Below are 20,004 nucleotides of genomic sequence, written 5' to 3'. Positions count from 1 at the left end.
AGGAGGTGAGGCTCTTTTAGCCAATATAGAGGTTATGTTTGAACAGGTAGAAAAAAACGGACAAAAAGCGAAACGACGGAAGAAAAGGACCCCTTTTAATTCAAATCCAAAAAGAGGAATCCATTTTGATCAATCTTTTTTCAAAATGGATTCTTTTTAATTGCCGTATGTGTAAGTTCAAACAATACTTTTAATCTTTATTTCAAAGCTACAATAATAAGTACTTTTTATGAGATAGATACCTCTGTAAAGTCTATCTTGTAAATCTTTTTAGGTCTTCCTCTAAGTTTTTCCTGTTTTCTGTATGATATCTTGGCAGCACCTTTATCCTCTAATTTATTTAAAATCCGGTTAGCCTGACGTAAGGTAAGTCCTAGTTGATAAGCCAAATCTTCCGCTGTAAGTTCATTTGTCTTCAGCTTGGAAATCAAAGCCATGATTTTTTTGATTTGAAGAATCGAAACACTTAATGTTTCACTTAATTTTTGTAATTGTGGGTCAACCTTATTCGTAAAGTGCAGACAGGTATCATCTCCTAATGGACCAATTACCTCCTCGTTTGCAGTAATCACATAGGCACATGGTAAATCCATGGATTTAGCTTGATTATTTGCCGTTTGAGCAGACATCTTAGCTTGGTAGAATGTTGTTCCGATTCCCCACCCTATATTCACATGAAAGGGGAGTGTTTCGTTCAGATACTGAAGGACTGAACAGGTAGTAAAGTCGTTCGTCAATGTTTTTAAGTCTGACTGGGAGGTGATAATTTCAAAACTTGCATGCTTTCTCTGAATAACAGACAAAACATTTTCTTTTTCGTTAAATTCTAAAAGTGCTTTATGAAGCATGATTTGTTTGAGCTCAAGGTCAGACATATTTTCTTGTCCCTTAATTGTAACCACACCGATTGCCCCTTGATTCTCTAACAAATTAGAAATTTGCAATTCATTAATAATATGTTTCACCTGTTCTAACATTGACTCTTTGGAAGGAAAGATAAAAATGTTTGGTATGCCTGCCTGATTCAATAGATTTACAATATTACTTATACGAGTAATAACTAAATCAATCTTTCCTTGATTCCATAATGACAAATGTTGCTGAAACGCACGTTCGTAAAGAGCTGTTGTATATTCCAATTGCAAACAAAAAGGAAATTCTTCTTCCTTTAGCACTCCTTTTAGCCCCATATAATTATTTTCTTCACTTATTAAATCCATACAAACTCGAGCAAAGTTTAAATTTTTATTAGAATTACTAATAGAAAACAAGCGTTTATAAAAATCCCCTTCAGGAATATCTAAGAAATAGGTAGGGGTAGTAAATTCGGTAAATTTTTGTTGCAAAATATTATAACCTAAAGCCCCGCTAAAAAGAATTCCATCATAAAATAGATGATTGCGCTCATACAGCTCTTGAATCTCGCCAATTAAACGATATGGGATAAATGTTAACTCACATTGATCTTGAATAAGCGGTTCAATCTGTTTAATTTCAAAAATAGAATGGTGCGCGGTGATTACACCAAGTTTAATCATAATAATACTCGTTCCCTTCTCCAACCGTAAGTTCCCAACTCTAATTATACTCCTAACTTTATCCTTCACCAACCAATCAATCATCTAATCAGAATTTTCTTGTTATTACGAAAAATGATTGATATAATTTATTTTAAGAAATGTCTAAAATAGGTCTAAAAATAAATAGAGTATTTTTAGGTTTCTAAAAAAGAACTCTAAAAAGAACTCTAAAAAGGAAAATGAAAGGGGAACTTTTATGAAAGAAAACATTTACAATAATAAAACAAAAACCACCGTTTTAACTCTTCTATTTTTAACATGGGTTGTCAATTATTTAGACAAAAACTCCATGAGCGTAGCAATTATCGCCATTTCTAAAGAATTCAGTTTAACTCCTACTCAAGGTGGAATGGTAATTAGTAGTTTCTTTCTTGCCTATGCCTTAATGCAATTACTTGGAGGTTGGCTGACAGATAAATACGGTTCGAAAAAAGTCATTCTTATTTCATTGCTTGTTTGGTCAATCTTTACTATTTTTACCGGCTTTGCTTGGTCATTTGTTTCACTGATCATTATTCGCTTCCTATTTGGAATTGGAGAAGGAAGCTTTCCATCCGCAAGTTCTGTAGCATTGGCAGAAAATTTTCCGAAGGAAGAACGTGGAAGGGCAAAAGGAGTGTTATCTGCATCCACTCAAATCGGGTCAATCATAGCTGTCTTGCTTGCAGCAGTGCTTATTCAAAGTGTCGGCTGGAACATAATGTTCTACATTTTTGGGGCACTCGGGTTTGTTTTCCTTCTTTTACTTTGGAAATACTTGCCGGATAGAGCGCAACAAACTGGTACGGCAAAAAAACAAAAAGTATCTTATTTGAAGGTTTTGAAAAACCCTACAGCTTGGTTGCTGATGCTGATCTACTTTGGTATGAGCATGGTAAACTGGGGATTAAACTCATGGCTTCCTTCTTATTGGGTAAACGTACGTGGGCTTGAACTTGTCAAAACAGGATTCATTTCCATGCTGCCGGTTGCATGTTCGATCATCGCTATTATCCTCAGCTCATGGGCATTGGATAAAATTGCTGCAGGAAAAGAAAAGTTTATCATTATCACTGGTGCAATCATTGGCATGGTCGCTCTATATTTTACAATGAGTGCCGAATCTATATCGATGGCACTTACATTCCTTTGTTTGGCTTATTTTGGTGTAGGACTCCTTTCGGTTGTACTTGCCCTTCCGTTAAAATATTTTCCACAAAATACAATGGGTTCGACCATTGGTATCATGTATTTTGGTGGACAAATGGCTGGTACGATTGCACCAACCCTAATCGGATATACGCTTACTTTATTTAATGGATCCTATAACGGGGCTTTCACTTTATTAATTGGATCACTTTTCATTTCAATTATTGCAAGCTTGTTCTTAAAGTTAAATTCAACTGAAAATGCAGCAGGGAGAGAAGCGGCGTAATGGATATTCATCACATTATAAATTTAATTGACGAAAAAAAAGATAAATGGATTAGTATGAGCAACCAAATTTGGGAGTTTGCCGAAACACGTTTCGATGAGTTCCGTTCTGCAGACCTCATTTGTCGTTCTCTTGAATCAGAGGGGTTTTCAGTTCAAAAAGGACTCGCAGGCATTGATACAGCTTTTGTTGGCAGTTATGGTTCTGGAAGCCCCGTTGTCGCCATACTTGGGGAATACGATGCGCTTTCCGGACTAAGTCAAAAGAGCGGGGTTTCCGTCTACGATCCAATTGAACCAGGTGGAAATGGACATGGTTGTGGACATAATCTTCTAGGAACCGGTTCGCTTGCTGCTGCGGTCGCTCTGAAAGATATGATGGAAAAAGAAGGTCTGCAAGGAACGGTCAAGTATTACGGTTGTCCAGCTGAAGAAGGCGGTTCAGGTAAGACATATATGGCACGCGAAGGATGTTTTAACGATGTTGACTTTGCTTTAAGCTGGCACCCTTGGACTACGAATACGATCTTACCTGGAAATTCTCTGGCAAACTGCCAAGTTTACTTCAAATTCAAAGGAAAGAGTGCACACGCTGCCGTTCAACCTCATTTGGGAAGAAGTGCACTGGATGCTGTAGAGCTCATGAATGTAGGGGTCAACTACTTGCGTGAGCATATCATTTCTGAAGCAAGAGTCCATTATGCGATTACGAACACTGGTGGGTTTTCGCCAAATGTCGTTCAAGCGGAAGCTGAGGTGCTATATTTAATCCGTGCCCCTAAAACGCCTCAAGTCCAAGAAATTTATGAACGAGTATGTAATATCGCAAAAGGGGCTGCACTTATGACGGGTACGGAAGTTGAGATTGTGTTTGATAAAGCCTGCTCCAATCTGATGGGCAATGTGACACTTAACGCTAAGATGGCTGAAGTGTTCGAAGAAGTCGGTGTTCCATCTTATACTGAAGAAGAAATTCGTTTCGCCAAACAGCTGCATGCTTCATTATCTGAAGAAGATAAGGCCAATGAAATCAGCAAATTGCCGAAGGAGATAGCAAGAAATCTAAAGGATAAACCGATATTCGATATGGTTTACCCGTACTCAGATGATATAGCTGATGCACCTCTCGGAGGCTCGACAGATGTTGGTGATGTTAGTTGGATCGTACCAACTGCGCAGGTTGGTACTGCATGCTGGGTATTGGGAACACCTGCACACACTTGGCAAGTGGTTTCCATTGGTTCTACCTCTATTGGTCATAAAGGAATGCTTCAAGCAGGAAAGGTTTTAGCCGGTACGGCACTTGAAGTGATGAAAGATCCAGAACTTCTTGAAAAATGCAAACAAGAATTGAAAGAACGATTAGGCAACAATGTTTATCAATGTCCGATTCCTAAAGAAATTTTGCCTGCGCAAAATCGAAACTAACTTTTTATACTGGGAAGTACTATATAAATCAGGTTACTTTTGATGGAATATATGTTTCTTGTAAAGTTTGGACATCTTGTATAGAAACGGTTTTAATTTATGCAGAAGGTAAAATCACCATGTTTGAACCAGATACGGAACAAGAAGCGAGAGAAGCTTTCAAGAACATTCAAGGTTACAAGACTCTTTCTGAAATTATTTATTTTAATGATAAACAATTTGCCTTAGAAGCTGTTTAAGATTTCTGTCAATCTAACCTAGATGAAAGAGTGGCTGATCCAAAAGCAGAAATATCTTTTGAATCAGCCACTCTTTATTAATGTGCAAAAACAACCGGGTGCCAGGCACCCATCCAGGGATTGGTATTATCTTGATAACTAGTGATAATCAAATTTCAACATCTTTTTCTTGTACTATTGATCAGAATGCTTGTCTTTAAAGGGGTAAAACCTGATTTAATCAATCGATTGAATTGTTCGATTGGGCGTATAATTAAATATAGAATACTCAGATTAATATAATATAAAGGGAGTAAGATAAAAAGTGCGTAAAGAAATTAAATCCATGAAGGAACTTATTGAAGAAAATAAAAAGGATCTTTTAAACGATAAAAAGGCTCTGGAACAGATTGAACAGCGGATAGAAGAGCGGCATGAATTGAAAAGGCTGGCCTAATCTTAACAGGGATCGTTATAAGGTGCAATTAGGAGATTGTTTTGAGGGTGAAATCGCATTGATTTCACCCTCTTGCTTTTTCTACTTATGATTGTCCGAATGTGATGCTGAATCAGGCAGGCCAAGCAGGATTATAAGTTTTTACAATTCTTTTCCATACTATCGCTGTAGACTCTTCGTGAACATCCAAGCCTTATCCACGACAAAACGATTCTTGAAAACAGATCTAGGTTCGTTTTTCAAAAAGGCCGGCATGAAGATTTTTACTATTAATTTCGGGGAAGCATGGGAGAGATTCCCCTGCTTCATAATTAGGATGTAAAGGCTGAATTTTATACCCTCAATCATAAAATAAAATTGCCAGGTTCCTCCTATGTTACAATAATATTGGCAATACTCTCAATAGAAAGGTGGATTGGCAATTTGAAGAAGATTCGCTTAGGATTATTTGGTGCGGAAGATTCTATCGAAATTATGGGATCGGTGGTCTCTAATTATCCTGAATTTAGTTTTGTACCCATTTCCTACTGGAAAGATGAGGAGATTATCGAAAAATTAAAAGCATATGCAGAGGATGTGGATGTGTGGCTATTTTCTGGACAAATTCCCTATGGGTATGCGAAGAAATGGTCTGGTCTAACCCAGCCGATGTTTTATGTGCCCTCTTCCGGATCCAGCTTATATAAAACGTTACTATATATTGTTTATCACCATAATATCCCTTTTAATCAGTTAAGCTTTGATACGTTTCATCCTTCCGAACTTGAACGGGTTTTCTTGGAATTGGCAATTAATCCTGAGCCCTTGTATTTAAACCATTATGAAGAGGAAATTCAAACTGAAAAAGTTGTTCAATTTCACTATGACCTTCTGAAAAAAGGAAAGACCACGGCAGCTGTGACTTGTTTAAAAAATGCACAGCATGAGCTTAAGAAGCTTGGTGTACCCGCGTTTAGAGTTCTTCCGGCACGCTCTGCTATAGTTTCGACGTTGGCCCTCATCCGGCAAACACAAAAAACATTACGTTTTAAGGATTCTCAGATCGCAGTGCAGATGATTGAATTCGATTCTTTTTTCAGTTTAACGAAAGAGACGTTTTCAACTGATGAAATCCATAAAGTTGAAATCAAAATGACCGAAAAGCTTCTTGAATACGCTAAAAAAATAAATGGTTCGTTAAAATCTGCTGGACCCGGTCGCTATGTCATATTTACCACTCATGGGATTTTGAAGGAGGCAACCCAAGATTTTACCGTTCTGCCGGATTTCGCTGTTCTTCATTTGACCGGCAATGATGGAGTCACATGTGGAATTGGGATCGGACAAACGGCTTATGAGGCAGAGATCAATGCCGGAACGGCCTTATTTCATGCAAAAGAATTTCAAAAAGGAACAACGATGGTCGTCTTTGACGATAAAACCATTACGGGTCCATTAGGGCAGCCAGAGCAAATCACTTATGGGTTTGCCTCAGAACAATTACAATTATTAAGTGAACGAACTTCTCTTAGTGTCGCCACTTTAAGTAAACTAGAATCTATTTTAAAAAAGATTGGAACGACGGAAATCAATGCCCATGATCTGGCACAACATATGAAAATTTTGCCTCGCAGCGCCCGAAGAATCGTAACGATATTGGAGAATAATGGATTAGCGGAAGCGGTCGCTGAAGAAAATCCTCATCCAAGGGGACGGCCGAGGAAAATCTATCGAATTACTTTATGACAAGATACTTTGCTATCTTGTTTATTTTTTAAAAAAATTAACAGAAAATTACCACTAGCGTTAATAGTACGACTTGTTATATAATTATGGTCACAACCGTTAATGAACCTTAAATGGTATAGGTCATATTTTAGGGGAGGCTTAAGCTTGAAAAAAATTGAATTTAGTAGTCTCGTTGAGGAGATTCAGCATGAAGTTATTGCATGGAGGCGCCATCTCCATAAGTATCCGGAATTGTCCTTCGAGGAGGAAAAAACCTCTCAGTTCATATTTGAAACCCTCCAATCTTTTGAGCATTTGGAACTTTCGCGCCCTACAAAAACGAGTGTGATGGCACGTTTGATTGGTGCTCATCCCGGGAAAGTACTGGCAATCCGTGCTGATATTGATGCTTTGCCCATTCAAGAAGAGAATTCATTTTCGTATGGCTCGCAAAATCCCGGTGTTATGCACGCATGTGGTCATGATGGTCATACAGCCATATTGCTGGGAGCAGCCAAGATCCTGTCTGGATTACGGGAGCAAATAAGAGGTGAAGTTCGTTTCCTCTTCCAGCATGCCGAGGAGTTAGCACCGGGGGGGGCGGCTGAAATGGTTCGGGCTGGCGTAATGGAGGAAGTAGACCTGGTCATTGGTGCCCATCTCTGGACACCGCTGGAAACAGGGAAATTTGGTGTTTCCCCTGGTCCTGTTATGGCAGCGCCAGATACTTTTTCAATCACGATTAACGGTCATGGCGGGCATGCTGGACTTCCGCACCAAACGGTCGATGCTATTGCAGTCGGGGCGCAGGTTGTCACCAACCTGCAGCATATCGTATCCCGCAATTTGGATCCATTAGATAACGTAGTCCTTTCGATTACCAAATTTGCCAGTGGTTCAGCCATGAATATTATTTCAGGTTCAGTTGAAATTGCTGGAACAGTTCGCCTCTTTAACACCGAACTTCGACCAACCGTTACCCATTTAATGGAACGGATTGTAAAAGGTGTAACGGAAGCACATGGAGCTGACTATCAATTTTCGTACAATGAAGGTGCTGCCCCTGTTGTGAATGATGGGAAAGTCGCTGCTATCATTGAAGAGGTTGTATGTGAACTATGGGGAGAAGAAGCGTTGGTTAATATGAAACCGAATATGGGCGCTGAGGATTTCTCCGCTTTTCTAAAGGTAGCACCAGGAGCTTATTTTTTCACAGGAACAGGTAATAGGGATAAAGGAACAGACTTCCCTCATCACCATCCTCGATTTAACATTGATGAAGACTCTTTATCTAACGGTGTTACTCTATTCGTTCATGCCGCTTTAAAGCTGCTGGGATCGTATTGAAAAAGAAATGCCCGTATTACTGTAAGAAAATATACTTTAAACCATGGGGAGTTGAATATGGATGAACCCTAATACAGAAAAGGTGAAAGCGATGAAAAGTAGAAAATGGGAAATGCCTGACACTTACGTTATTCTTTTTCTAGTCATGCTGCTGGCGGTTGCAGCAACTTATCTTACGCCGGCGGGAACATTTGAACGTGAGGTTGTAAATGGAGTTGAAAGGGTAGTACCTGACACATATAGTCAAGTTGATCGAAATCCGGCAGGTTTTATGGACATTTTTCTTGCCTTGCAATCTGGTATGGTTCAATCTGGCAGTTTAATTTTTCTCGTTCTTTTTGCAGGAGGGGCGTTTGAGATTGTGGAACGGTCTGGAGCCATTAGAGGAGGAATTCTTCGAGCCGTTAATAAAACACAAGGCAAAGAATTTTTGCTTATCGCTGTTGTTTCGATTTTGTTTGCATTAGGGGGAGCAATTGGTGCAGTTGCCAACTCCGTTATTCCGTTTGTAGCGATCGGAATGATTATCGCAAGGGCACTTAGGCTTGATGCGATGGTGGCGGTAGCCATTACGTTTGGTGCAACATTTGCCGGTTTCAATGTAGGTTTTCTAAATCCTTATACGGTTGGAGTTGCTCAATCAATTGCCGGTCTTCCGTTATTTTCAGGAATGACGCTTCGAATTATCACGTTCGTTATTATTGTTGCAGTGACAATTTTATATACATGGAGATATGCCAAAAAAGTGTTGGCGGATCCCTCAAAAAGTTTAATTGGCGTGTTGGAAAGCTCCGGTGGTTCGAAAGAAGAATTACAAGCACCGTTTACTTCCCGACATAAAACAATTTTATGTTTTGTAGGACTGGCGTTGGCATTCTTTGTCTATGCAACTATCGAATTTAAATGGAGTATTGATCATATGGCAGCATTTTTTATTGTGATTGGGCTTGGTTCCGGTGTGATTGCGGGAATGAATTACAATAAAATCGCCGTCACCTTTTTAGAAGGATGCCAAAAACTTGTATATGGTGCGTTAATTATAGGTGTAGCTAGAGCTGTACTCATTATCATGGAAAATGCGAAGATTTTGGATACGGCTGTAAATGCCCTTGCAGCTCCATTAGAGAATATGCCTCCGGTATTGGCTGCACTGGGCATGTTTGCCGCAAACGCTGTTCTTAATTTTCTTGTCCCTTCGGGTAGTGGTCAAGCTATGATCGCCATGCCGATTTTATCCCCATTGGCAGACATGATTGGGATTACAAGGCAGGTTGCTGTACAAGCATTCCAATTTGGAGATGGCTTTACAAACAGTATTTTCCCAACATCAGGAACACTAATGGCGAGTCTAGCTGTCGCCGGTGTATCTTGGATAAAATGGGCAAAATGGATGCTCCCATTATTCATCATATGGTGTGGAATCGCTATTGTCATGCTCACAATCGCGGTACTTATCGGTTGGGGACCGATGTAGGCACGGTTAATCTGGGTGTTCATCCCGTCGTAAATTGTAGAAAGCAACTTTTATTGGCTATCTTTGAAGTATTCTAGAAGAAACCAAAACTTTTCCTCGACAAGAAATTCTCTTGAAATGAGGCTAAAGTTCGTTTTTCAAAAGGGTTCGCGGCACTTTTAATTAAACGTTTAGTTGAGAAGTATTAAATCGTTATTTGACGAAAGACTTAAGGATTTGAAAATATCGGTGTCACTCCCAAGGGTCTTGGGTTTTTGTTCGCTGGCTCTTACACAAAAAAACTCCCACAAAGCCTTGAATCAATTTTTACTGAATAAAATGTTTGACAATCTTGTGGATAGTGATAACATAATAATCTGAATACTAATTTCATAAAAAATACCACTAGGGGTGCCTTTTAAGAAGGCTGAGATTAAAGTGAAACTTTAAGACTCTTAGAACCTGATCTGGATCAAACCAGCGTAGGGAAGTGGTGTAACGGGAACTCCTTATGTTTCAATCACGTTCCGATACAACCACTTTCTTCCAATAGAAAGTGGTTTTTTTATTGGAAAAATACGTCCGCTGCCGGCAAACAAGGATGTATTTACAATCAATCTAACAAAGTATTAAATGTATGTTTTTGAAAACGACAATTAAACGTGAAAACCAAGCAATTAATTAAATGGAGGTATCGTATGTCTACATTTACTGAAATTCTACGAGAAAAAGCAGCTCCGATATGGGATGCGAATCTAGAACACCCATTTGTTCAAGGAATTGCTAGTGGAAAATTAGATTTACAAAGTTTCCGCTATTACGTATTACAAGATTCCTATTATTTATCACACTTTGCTCGTGTTCAAGCGATTGGTGCTTCGAGAGCAGAAGATTTAAACACTACAGCAAGAATGGCTGCTCATGCGCAAGGCACTTCACAAGCAGAGTTAAGCTTACATGAGAAATTCATCAAACAGCTGCAAGTTACATCAGAGGAGCTTGCAAACTTCCAGCCTGCACCAACGGCTTATGCCTATACTTCCCATCTATATCGCGTTGGGGCATCTGGAAGTTTAGGAGAGATTATCGCCGCTATTCTACCATGCTACTGGATTTATTATGATATCGGTCAGCAGTTAAAAGGGGCGACACCAGATGAACTGATCTATCAGGAATGGATTGCGGCCTATGGTGGAGAATGGTTTGGCGAGTTGGTTCAGGAGCAATTGGATCGTCTAGATGAGCTAGCAAAAACCGCTTCCGAAAAAGAAAAAAGTCGAATGATTGAACATTTCTTAATTAGCTGTCAATACGAATACTTATTCTGGGAAATGGCTTATACATTCGAAAAATGGCCCATTGAAGTGAATTCCCAAGAACAACTTAATATTAGCTAATGAGGGAAAGATCATGTTCGCAAAGGGGAATGAGTTCTCCCCTTTGCTAAAAAAGGAGAATGAAACAATGAAAAAAGGGTTAAAGTTAACGGACATTTTAGTAACCATCGTGATATCCATCGCATTTGGGATTGTTTACAAAATTTGGGGACCGCTTTATTACGCAGTAAAACCACTTGGATTACATATTGACCAGCTGATTTACGGAATGTGGTTTATTGCTGCGACCGTTGCGTTCCTAATCATACGTAAAGCTGGTGTGGCATTTCTTGCGGAAGTTGCGGCTTCTTCTGGAGAGTTTCTAATGGGGTCTGAATTTGGACTGGAGGTTCTTTTATATGGTGTTGTGCAGGGGTTATTTGCTGAACTTGTCATAATGGCCTTTAGGTATAAGCGCTATGATTTACTTGTTGTTAGCTTAGCTGGAATTGGTGCGGCTATTGGGTCCATATTTATGGATTACTACAAAGGATATATGGGTGATTTGTCAACATGGAACTTCATGTTGCTTATTGGTTTCAGGTTGATTGGGTCCGTTATCTTTACTGGGTTTATGGCATTTGGCATTGCGAAGGCACTAGAGGCAACAGGAGTTACCAATTTACTTCGTCCTGCTTCCAAAGAAGATTACGACGCATTAAATCAATAATCAGGGGTGAAGACGTGACAAATATAGCGATGGTCGAACAGCTTAGATTAAAGTTTCCGGGAGACGACAACCTGCTGTTCAAAGATTTATCCATTACCATTAAAAAAGGTGAGAAGGTCTTATTACTCGGACCTTCTGGATGCGGTAAATCAACTCTTTTACAAACACTTTCAGGATTAATTCCAAAGTCTATAGAAGTACCGATCAAGTATAGAAATATTCAATATCCCGAATCCTGGGGTTACGTGTTCCAGGATCCGGATTCGCAATTTTGTATGCCATATGTCGATGAAGAGCTTGCATTTGTATTAGAAAATCTTAATGTACCAAGAGGTGAAATGCCTGATAGGATTGAAGAATTATTGTCCGCTGTTGGGTTGCGATTGGACCTCTATCATTCTTCTATCCAATCTCTATCTGGAGGCATGAAGCAGCGACTTGCGCTTGCATCAGTATTAGCACTCAATCCTGAATGTTTATTCTTAGATGAACCAACAGCGCTGATTGATGAAGAAGGCACGAAACAAATTTGGGATAGTGTAAAGAGCGTCGCTAAAGATAAAACGGTCATTATTGTCGAACACAAGATTGATCACATTTTGGATTTTATAAATCGTGTCATTGTTTTTAACTATGACGGGGTGATCATTGCAGATGATGATGTGAATACCGTGTTTTCCTTTTATCTTAAACAACTACAAGAATATGGTATCTGGTACCCGGGGGTTTGGGATGATTACTCATTGTCTTTCGAAGCGAATGCTGGACACGGTTACAACCACTCGCTGATTTTAGAGGACTTTAAGGGGTACCGGAAAAAAGAAATAAAAGTTCAACTTGATCACGCTTCTGCTCAATCGGGGGAATGGATCACGGTGGTTGGTGATAATGGAGCAGGAAAAAGTACCTTGCTATTATCATTGATGCAGCTTCTGAAAACGTCGGGAACCTATGTATTGAATGGAGAAATTATACAGAATATCAAACAACTCCAAAAGGAAGCTTATTTTGTCTTTCAAAATCCTGAATATCAATTTGTCACAAACTCTGTTTATGAAGAAATCTCCTATGCTCTCACTGTGAAAAAGGAAGAACCCTCGATCATTAAAGAGAGGGTGGATGAGCTGTTAGCCATATTTGGATTATCAAAAAAACAGAACCACCATCCCAATCATCTTTCAATAGGGCAAAAACGCCGACTGAGTGTGGCGACTGCATTTGTAGAAAATCCAAAGCTTTTGCTCTTGGATGAGCCTACGTTTGGGCAGGATTCCAAGAATACATTCCATCTGCTTGAGTTGTTAGAGAGGGAACGGCAAAAAGGGTGCATCATCATCATGGTCACGCATGATTCGGAAATCGTTAAGCGTTTCGCGACAAGAGTTTGGGAGATTGATAACGGTAAGGTCGTCAAAGATTGGAAAAACGAACATGTACATCAGGGGAAGGACCAAGCAGCTTATGCACACTACATTTGATTTCAGAGAAACATGGCTTCATAAAATCAATCCAAGTCTGAAGCTCCTGACAATGATTTTCTTGTTTATCCTGGTGATTTTTATTCATAACCTTAATCAGATGATTCTTTTTACCATTGTGACAATGATCCTATTTGTATTTTTTACAGGTCATCCCTATAAGCGAATTTTGCTATTCTCGATACCGTTCCTATTTATTTTCATCTCGACGGCTACCTCGATGATTTTTTTTGGTAAAGGGGATACTACCATTTTCAGATGGGGTCTCGTCCATGTAACAGAAGAAAGTTTATTTCGAGGAATTCACTTGGGATTCAGGGCTTTAACCTATGCACTGCTTGGCTTAACGTTTGCCCTTACAACAAGGCCCGTGTATTTATTTTATTCGATGATGCAGCAGTTAAAGCTTAATCCAAAGTATGCCTATAGTTTTATGGCTGGAATTCGCTTAATGCCGATAATGATCGAAGAATTTCAACATATTCGCAGTGCTCAAAAAGTGAGAGGCGTGAGAACCGGTGCTGGAATGAATGGTCTTTTTCACCTATTCAAAATCACTTCGATTCCATTGCTGTCTCAATGCATCCGGAGAGCTTTTCGTATAGCCGTTGCTATGGAAGCAAAGAGGTTTGATTACTCAAAGGAACGCACATTTTATTACAAAATAGGGTTTTCAAAATTTGATGTTGTCTTTGTTGGTTATTTTGTTGTACTAACGGGTCTATCGTTTTATCTGGCTCAGGAATTCCCCTTTTTTCCAGTTACAGATGTTCGCGATTAACATATGGGTGCCTGTGGTCAAGCGCCCAAAAAATAGACATCAATAAATTCGATATTTATGATGCATTTTGGTAATTTAAATAATACATTTTAGGAACGAATCCCATTCTATGCTGGATTCGTTTTTCGTTGTATATTTCTGCGGTAATAGATTATTTAACCGTGAAGTGATTGGCTTTGAAATAAGTTCAAGCCCTAATAAGGAATGGATAAAAGCCACCTTCAAGGCAGCACAGAAAAAGCGAAAATTGGATTCATTGGAGGGCATTCTGATCCATAGCGACCAAGGAAGTGTTTACAGATCACACATGTATCGCAATCTAAGTAAGGAGCTACACTTCATACCAAGTATGTCACAAAAGGCTAACTGTTGGGATAACGCTGTTATTGAAAGCTTTTTTTCGCAGTTATTGTAACATATCAACTTGTGATGCTTGATGAATCGTTCACCTATAAGAATTAGAAAGTACTCCTAGAATCCTAAAATTCCAATTATATATTTGCATAAAAGCCAGGATATTCACCATGAATATGGAAGTGGGACCATATTAAGCTAATTTCTACTTTTTTTGACAAAAAGGGACAAAAAATTTTATAAACCATCGAATCGTATATAGGAAATATTATGGATGACTTTCATCATAGAGAGAATAGGAGAAGCGGTAATTTTGACTACAGAGTTATTTTTAAATGGGGAATTAAAGGTAAGCAGGAAAGAAGCGCATGGAAAAAGCAAGCAACCCGAAAATTTACCAGTTTTCACTTCAAGGATGGAAAAACGGGAATATTACAAGAGCGTAAATCATTTTGATATCCGGAATGTCTTAGATGTTAAAGGATTCTTAAATGATATTCGTGCCAATTGGAATACATATGTAGCACAGGTGAGCCAATGGATTCAAAAAAATCCAGTAAAAAGATTGGTCGTGACGGGGATTTTTACCGTAGTTCTTGGTATTTCTTCGATTACTTCGAGTGCCGCAACAGTGATAGAAGAATATACCTATCAGGTAAGAAGTGGTGAAAAAATTGAAGCGATTGCTGCGAAACATGGGGTAACAGCAGAAGGAATATTAAATGCAAATGGCCTAACTTCCATTAACGGAAAGAAAATTCTCTTACCAAAAGTAGAAGATCGAATGGTTATCGCCACTGTACTAAATATTCGATCCCAACCGACCACTGAAAGTAGTATTATCGGAAAATATAAAAAAGGTGATGTGGTTAAGGTTGTATTCGAAGAAGACGGATGGGCTGGCATTTTGATTAAAGGAAGAGTTTGTTTTGTGAGTGCGGATTATCTTACATCAAAACAAGCGGTTGAATCAAGTCCAACTACTAAAACCATGTATGTAACGGCAACATCGTTGAGAGTAAGAGAAGCAGCTTCTACGAGTAGTGCTATCATTGGCTCTTTGAAATTAAACGATCGTGTGTCCATGATATCCACTTCTAATGGTTGGGCTAAGATGCATTTCAATGGCAAAATAGCATTTGTTAGTCAAACCTATTTAACGAATAACGAACCAAACAAAAACATTAATGATACGTTGAATAACACAGGCACCTATGTGATTAAGAGCGGTGATACTTTTACAAAAATCGGTAAAACATTAGGGTTCTCTGTTTCACAGATTCAAAAACTAAATCCAGGAGTGGAACCAACAAAGATGAAAATTGGACAAACTATCAAAATCCCTTCGACTACTGCACCTACTGTCAATCAAATAATAATAACAGCTCAAATAGGCAAGGTAGATGATAACGGAACGTTTCGATTTATCACGGCTGAAGGTACTACATATGCTGCAAAAGCAACGGGCAACATGATTAATGAATTAATTAATCATCAAGGAAAGAAAGCAACACTAACACTGGAAGGAAAAAGGGGTACAAAATTGACTTTAGTATCCATTCAATAAATATCTATGTGCCAGTCACTCCCCGACTTTTGTCGAAGATTGATAGGTTGTTAGATAGGTAAAGAGTAATAGAATGGAGTTGCAGCTGAATATTTGTTGGGGTGGCCGGATTGTCAATCTTCTTTTCCTTCATAGGGGAAGGGGGTGATAATACTGGAAACTTTTCTTGAAATCTTACGAGAAGTTCTGAAGGGGATTGTGCGTGAAGTGAGTGCAAATTTCTTTCGGAAAAACGTACTAGAAAACAGGAAAACCACCCCGCGCCGTAGCAAGCAAAAGGGTGGTTCACACAAAAAATAACGTAGACAACCATCACCCTGACGGTATAGGCTGCATGGAGGAGTGTTAGAAGCACTTCTCTTTTTTATTATATGTTCATTATACACAATTAATCATTTATTTAAAAGTAACAGCTTTGTCAGCTTCCGCCCTTTTTGCTTCTTAGTATTTTTTTATTCTTTGAAAATATTTTGCAGGATTTTGAATTATTTTGTAGAAAGATAGTATTGTAATACTCCTTTTTATTAATCTTCAGAAATAAGCTGCGCTTACTTTTTCCTCAATTCTTTTGTGTGATTCCAATTATGTATAGCAATGAAAAATATGTTATGTTGGAGGCTGCTTTATGACGGTCAATGTATTAAGTATTGGTTTAAAAGGACTTGAGGGCTATCGGGTTCAGGTGCAAGTGAGGATATCTCCAGGTAAGGAGTCGATGGTCATTGTAGGGTTGCCAGATGCTTCGGTTAAGGAGTCAAGAGAACGGGTGATAGCCGCTCTTAGTCACTTTGGTGAAGATGTTACCGATCAAAAGGTTGTCGTTAATCTTTCACCGCCTGAACAAAAAAAGAATGGACCTTTATTTGATTTAGCGATAGCGATTGCTGCATTAAAGGAACTAAAGGTTATTATAGTATCGCGAGGGAAACATAATGGCACGCCCACAGAGAGTCTGGATTAGTCATCGTTATTATCATATCATTTGTCGTGGCAACCGCCGTGATCCGCTTTTTCGAAATGCATCTGATTTTCAAGCCTTTTTCCATATCCTTCAACAGCTCCATGAGAAAATACCATTTGAAATCGCCGCCTACTGTTTAATGACCAATCACTATCATCTCCTCATTCGCTCAAAAGATACTTCCTTTTCAAAGCTCATGGGACTAATCAACAAACGCTATGCTAATTATTACAATACCAATTATCGCTTAACAGGGCATGTCTATGAGAAACGTTTTTACGACAAGATGATTGAAGATAAGGCAGGTATGCTAGAGGTTAGCCGCTATATTCACTTAAATCCAGTTGAAGCAAAAATGGTTAGGAAGCCAGAATACTACCCTTGGAGCAGCTATCATTTTTTTAAACACCCTCAAGCAGTAGTACCTTCCTATATGAATATTAATAGTATATTGAATTATTATCTTGGGACAGTAGAAGAAAGGAAAGAAAGGTACTGCCAAACTTTACAGGTGTAACTAGTAATTTAAAAGTTTCATAGCAAGCTGGTTAATAGAACAGGTACCAACTGTTTTAACGCTTTAATGATTATTGATATGGAATGTTGTCAATCGCTTGAATAGCAGCCTTTGTTGGATCATGTTTTTCTTGACCGATGCCTATTGGGAAATCTTCCACTATATATTGAACTTTACCTGGTCTCTTATTTGCAAACGCTTGAATGGTACCATCAATATAATGGAAAACCTCTATGTAGTACAATTGACCTTTGTTCTCGAATCTTCTCCATATGTCCATTTTAACAATTTCATTATGCTGCCTGTTCATTTGATAACCCTCATTTACTTAGGAATAGTCTCGGCACATTTTTTTTTTTTGCGATTACTAGATGTATTGCTGTATTTAATTACAATCTAATTATGGATAATTGTTGTATCTATATAAAATAAAAAGATAACGAACTTGGTTCTGTTATTTCCATGTTCGTTATCTTATATGAAACTCGTTAAATATATACCTAGGATAAAAGATTAGTCGTCGATTTTTTTGAAAGTAATGATTTGATTCATATCGTCTATATCAAGTGCATCTGCAATACGGGCTAGATGATGAAAGTGCGCGTTGAGCCTCTTTTGGTTAGCTAATTCACTTAAAGCCGCATGACGGACATCACTTTCACGGGATAATTCTCTTAGTGACATTCCTTTTTCTATAAGTAGTTCTTTTAATTTTACGACAACAATTCTACTCATAGTTCTCCGTACACCCCATCCATCCATTGGTATAAGGAGAAATTAACATAGGTATTTTTTGAATGTGGTACGCATAAGCGTACCGTTAGAGTTTTATTAAAAGAAAAGCCTAAACTTCTTTATTTCGAAACCTCCTTTTTAATTTTGCTTTTTCTTTTCCTGACTTTCTTTGGCGGTTCAATCATAAAAGATATCGGGTTCTTTGCATTTTCAATGGTAATTCTGCTTAGCTGCTCCGCTGATTTCCATTTGTGATTAAATGAAAATAGCTTGGAATCGCTCATGAGTATGAAACCATTTCGAAACTCGATATGTGTTTTTCGCTTAAGGCTTTGTGTTCTTAGGATTTGGTTGGGATTAAACCAAATCGTATCTTCGTGTTTATGTGATTTATCGGGAAAGACACAAATGCTATGTATATGGTTGATCATGACAGGGCACATCATGTTATTCCCTATAATGATTTTAGAAGTATCCATGGCTCCTTTTAAATTAAAGCCAATACATCGTATACTATCGTCTAGTACTTCCATAGGTGATCGATCCACGATGAAAACACAGTCGAACTGTCTTACTAGAGTACATGCTTTTCCATTTCGATCATGGAACCCAAACATGTACATCATATGCTGATTAATTAAGTAGTACTTTTCAATAGTCAATAGATCACTCCTGAATTTTAGATATCGAATTTTTTGTTGCTGATTGTAGGTAGAGAGTAAATGATGAAACTGGGAGTTACTAGTTGAAGTAAAGACTGATACTGTATGTATGTGAATACATGTTGAGGTGTTATGACAATCTTTATTTGGGATGGGTCTAGTTGCATAACCATGAGGCTTGAGTAGTGATTTCATTCAATGAAGGGAATTGCATTTGAAAAGTGATGGTCGTGCTTCTCCTAATGATGAGACATATTTAACCGTTAATAAGAAAATACCATTTATTACAATTATAGTTGTACCGCCTACGCGTACCATTGGTGGATAATTTGTGAATAATATCTAATTTTGTCGCTTTTTGTAAATCCCGGGCAGTTTTAGTTGCTAAACAAACTGCCCGGGTTGAAATGAATGTTGTTGTTAATGAAGATTTGCAAGCTTTTCCTTCATTTTTCTTATTGCCCCTAATTTCCAATGCTTAACGGCAGAAACGGTTACCTTTTCGCTTTCCGCTATTTCTTTAATGGATAGCTGATTGATAAATGATTTCATTACCCATGCTGCTTCCTTTTTCGTTAGGCCTTCGCAATAGGATTGGATGGTTTCTTTCTCAAGAAAAAGTGGTGAATCCTGACCTTCAATCCTTTCCCAAAACTCCTCCTGCTGTGGAAGAATATGTTTCTCCTTGTAGTGGTTGTTCTGTGTCATTTCAGATAACATTTTTCCTTTAATAGAGGTGTATGCGTAATTCGAAAAGCTGCCTTTTCGTTCGTCGAAGAATTGTGCAGCCTCCCAAAGTGCAATTAATCCCGTCTGATAGAATTCATGTTGATTTTTATAGATGTGCAAGGATTTAATAATCTTACGAATCATTGGTTGATACTGTACAACTAATTCGTCAAAGCTCTCCACTGGTAAAGTCCTTCAGGCAGCGCGCTTCCGATCTATTCCTAGGTAGCTTTACCATAATCCATCCATTGAGAAACTTCGAATCATGGAAAATTGAATTTAATAGAGAAAATGAGATTTACAGGGTGAAAATTGATTCAAATTGGAACTGCAAGTCCCAAAATATGATTAGTATGTTAAAAAGTATAAGAGATAAAAAGACAGTGTGGACGGTTCTTGTGGTAATGGAAAAATATGTAAGACTAGGAGAGCCGTCCCCGTGTACACATATCCTCGACAAAAAATTCACTAGAAAACTACCCAGGTTCGTTTTTTATAAGGGTTTCTAGCGCTTTTAATCAAACGTTTGATTGGCATTTCGTCTAGTAGATGTGTGTCGGGTTATGACGGT

At 38.4% G+C, this 20,004-nt stretch carries 17 protein-coding genes, 2 pseudogenes and 1 riboswitch; of the genes and pseudogenes, 14 read left to right on the top strand and 5 right to left on the bottom strand.

What is annotated here, in order from left to right; all coding sequences use genetic code 11:
* Positions 1–227 precede the first annotated feature (227 nt).
* On the bottom strand, positions 228–1,538 hold the full coding sequence (locus MLOOGBEN_RS14715) for a transcriptional regulator (protein WP_179159003.1): 1,311 nt from the start codon (positions 1,536–1,538) through the stop codon (positions 228–230).
* Positions 1,539–1,776: 238 nt separating this feature from the next.
* Between MLOOGBEN_RS14715 and MLOOGBEN_RS14710 the strand changes: the two genes are divergently transcribed.
* The 14 genes and pseudogenes from MLOOGBEN_RS14710 to MLOOGBEN_RS14645 all read left to right on the top strand — a co-directional run bounded on the left by MLOOGBEN_RS14710 (position 1,777) and on the right by MLOOGBEN_RS14645 (position 17,307).
* Positions 1,777–2,994, top strand: a complete 1,218-nt coding sequence (locus tag MLOOGBEN_RS14710) for an MFS transporter (protein WP_179159002.1) — start codon at positions 1,777–1,779, stop codon at positions 2,992–2,994.
* Positions 2,994–4,421: a M20 family metallopeptidase gene (locus tag MLOOGBEN_RS14705; RefSeq protein ID WP_179159001.1), complete on the top strand. Its 1,428-nt coding sequence runs from the start codon at positions 2,994–2,996 to the stop codon at positions 4,419–4,421. Before MLOOGBEN_RS14710 ends, MLOOGBEN_RS14705 begins: the two co-directional genes overlap by 1 nt.
* A gap of 543 nt (positions 4,422–4,964) precedes the next feature.
* The gene (locus tag MLOOGBEN_RS14700) at positions 4,965–5,096 is read left to right on the top strand and encodes an FbpB family small basic protein (protein ID WP_368737793.1); all 132 of its coding nucleotides are present in this window, start codon (positions 4,965–4,967) and stop codon (positions 5,094–5,096) included.
* A gap of 423 nt (positions 5,097–5,519) precedes the next feature.
* On the top strand, positions 5,520–6,821 hold the full coding sequence (locus MLOOGBEN_RS14695) for a helix-turn-helix domain-containing protein (RefSeq protein WP_256989102.1): 1,302 nt from the start codon (positions 5,520–5,522) through the stop codon (positions 6,819–6,821).
* A 147-nt stretch (positions 6,822–6,968) separates the two neighbouring features.
* Positions 6,969–8,150 carry an amidohydrolase gene (locus tag MLOOGBEN_RS14690; protein ID WP_256989101.1) on the top strand — a complete coding sequence of 394 codons (1,182 nt, stop codon included), beginning with the start codon at positions 6,969–6,971 and terminating at the stop codon, positions 8,148–8,150.
* Positions 8,151–8,211: 61 nt separating this feature from the next.
* Positions 8,212–9,624, top strand: a complete 1,413-nt coding sequence (locus MLOOGBEN_RS14685) for a YfcC family protein (protein WP_256989100.1) — start codon at positions 8,212–8,214, stop codon at positions 9,622–9,624.
* Positions 9,625–10,000: 376 nt separating this feature from the next.
* A riboswitch (TPP riboswitch) is annotated at positions 10,001–10,109 on the top strand.
* Between the two features lie 192 nt (positions 10,110–10,301).
* Positions 10,302–11,000 carry a thiaminase II gene (gene tenA, locus MLOOGBEN_RS14680; RefSeq protein WP_179158999.1) on the top strand — a complete coding sequence of 233 codons (699 nt, stop codon included), beginning with the start codon at positions 10,302–10,304 and terminating at the stop codon, positions 10,998–11,000.
* A 67-nt stretch (positions 11,001–11,067) separates the two neighbouring features.
* On the top strand, positions 11,068–11,649 hold the full coding sequence (locus tag MLOOGBEN_RS14675; RefSeq protein WP_179158998.1) for an ECF transporter S component: 582 nt from the start codon (positions 11,068–11,070) through the stop codon (positions 11,647–11,649).
* Between the two features lie 14 nt (positions 11,650–11,663).
* Positions 11,664–13,127 carry an ABC transporter ATP-binding protein gene (locus MLOOGBEN_RS14670; protein WP_368737792.1) on the top strand — a complete coding sequence of 488 codons (1,464 nt, stop codon included), beginning with the start codon at positions 11,664–11,666 and terminating at the stop codon, positions 13,125–13,127.
* On the top strand, positions 13,111–13,908 hold the full coding sequence (locus MLOOGBEN_RS14665; protein ID WP_179158997.1) for an energy-coupling factor transporter transmembrane component T family protein: 798 nt from the start codon (positions 13,111–13,113) through the stop codon (positions 13,906–13,908). The genes MLOOGBEN_RS14670 and MLOOGBEN_RS14665 overlap by 17 nt, the downstream gene beginning before the upstream one ends.
* A gap of 109 nt (positions 13,909–14,017) precedes the next feature.
* Positions 14,018–14,317 (top strand): annotated as a pseudogene (locus MLOOGBEN_RS14660) (transposase); the annotation flags it as partial.
* Between the two features lie 258 nt (positions 14,318–14,575).
* Entirely contained in the window at positions 14,576–15,829 is a 1,254-nt protein-coding gene (locus MLOOGBEN_RS14655; RefSeq protein ID WP_218781190.1) for an SH3 domain-containing protein, read from the top strand.
* 625 nt (positions 15,830–16,454) lie between these two features.
* Positions 16,455–16,730 (top strand): annotated as a pseudogene (locus MLOOGBEN_RS14650) (magnesium chelatase domain-containing protein); the annotation flags it as partial.
* A 31-nt stretch (positions 16,731–16,761) separates the two neighbouring features.
* A complete protein-coding gene (locus MLOOGBEN_RS14645; RefSeq protein WP_179158994.1) occupies positions 16,762–17,307 on the top strand; it encodes an REP-associated tyrosine transposase in 546 nt (181 codons plus the stop codon).
* A 70-nt stretch (positions 17,308–17,377) separates the two neighbouring features.
* Here MLOOGBEN_RS14645 and MLOOGBEN_RS14640 read toward each other — a convergent pair whose 3' ends face one another.
* The 4 genes from MLOOGBEN_RS14640 to MLOOGBEN_RS14625 all read right to left on the bottom strand — a co-directional run bounded on the left by MLOOGBEN_RS14640 (position 17,378) and on the right by MLOOGBEN_RS14625 (position 19,616).
* Positions 17,378–17,617: a hypothetical protein gene (locus MLOOGBEN_RS14640; RefSeq protein ID WP_179158993.1), complete on the bottom strand. Its 240-nt coding sequence runs from the start codon at positions 17,615–17,617 to the stop codon at positions 17,378–17,380.
* A 203-nt stretch (positions 17,618–17,820) separates the two neighbouring features.
* Positions 17,821–18,042: a helix-turn-helix domain-containing protein gene (locus MLOOGBEN_RS14635; RefSeq protein ID WP_179158992.1), complete on the bottom strand. Its 222-nt coding sequence runs from the start codon at positions 18,040–18,042 to the stop codon at positions 17,821–17,823.
* Positions 18,043–18,161: 119 nt separating this feature from the next.
* Entirely contained in the window at positions 18,162–18,704 is a 543-nt protein-coding gene (locus tag MLOOGBEN_RS14630; RefSeq protein WP_179158991.1) for a competence protein ComK, read from the bottom strand.
* Between the two features lie 420 nt (positions 18,705–19,124).
* A complete protein-coding gene (locus MLOOGBEN_RS14625) occupies positions 19,125–19,616 on the bottom strand; it encodes a sigma-70 family RNA polymerase sigma factor (protein WP_179158990.1) in 492 nt (163 codons plus the stop codon).
* Between the last annotated feature and the right edge of the window lie 388 nt (positions 19,617–20,004).

Origin of the sequence: Bacillus sp. EB106-08-02-XG196, from assembly GCF_013396335.1 — a bacterium.
In the GTDB taxonomy this organism is placed as follows: Bacteria; Bacillota; Bacilli; order Bacillales; family Cytobacillaceae; genus Neobacillus.
This window is presented reverse-complemented; position numbering and strand designations above follow the sequence as displayed.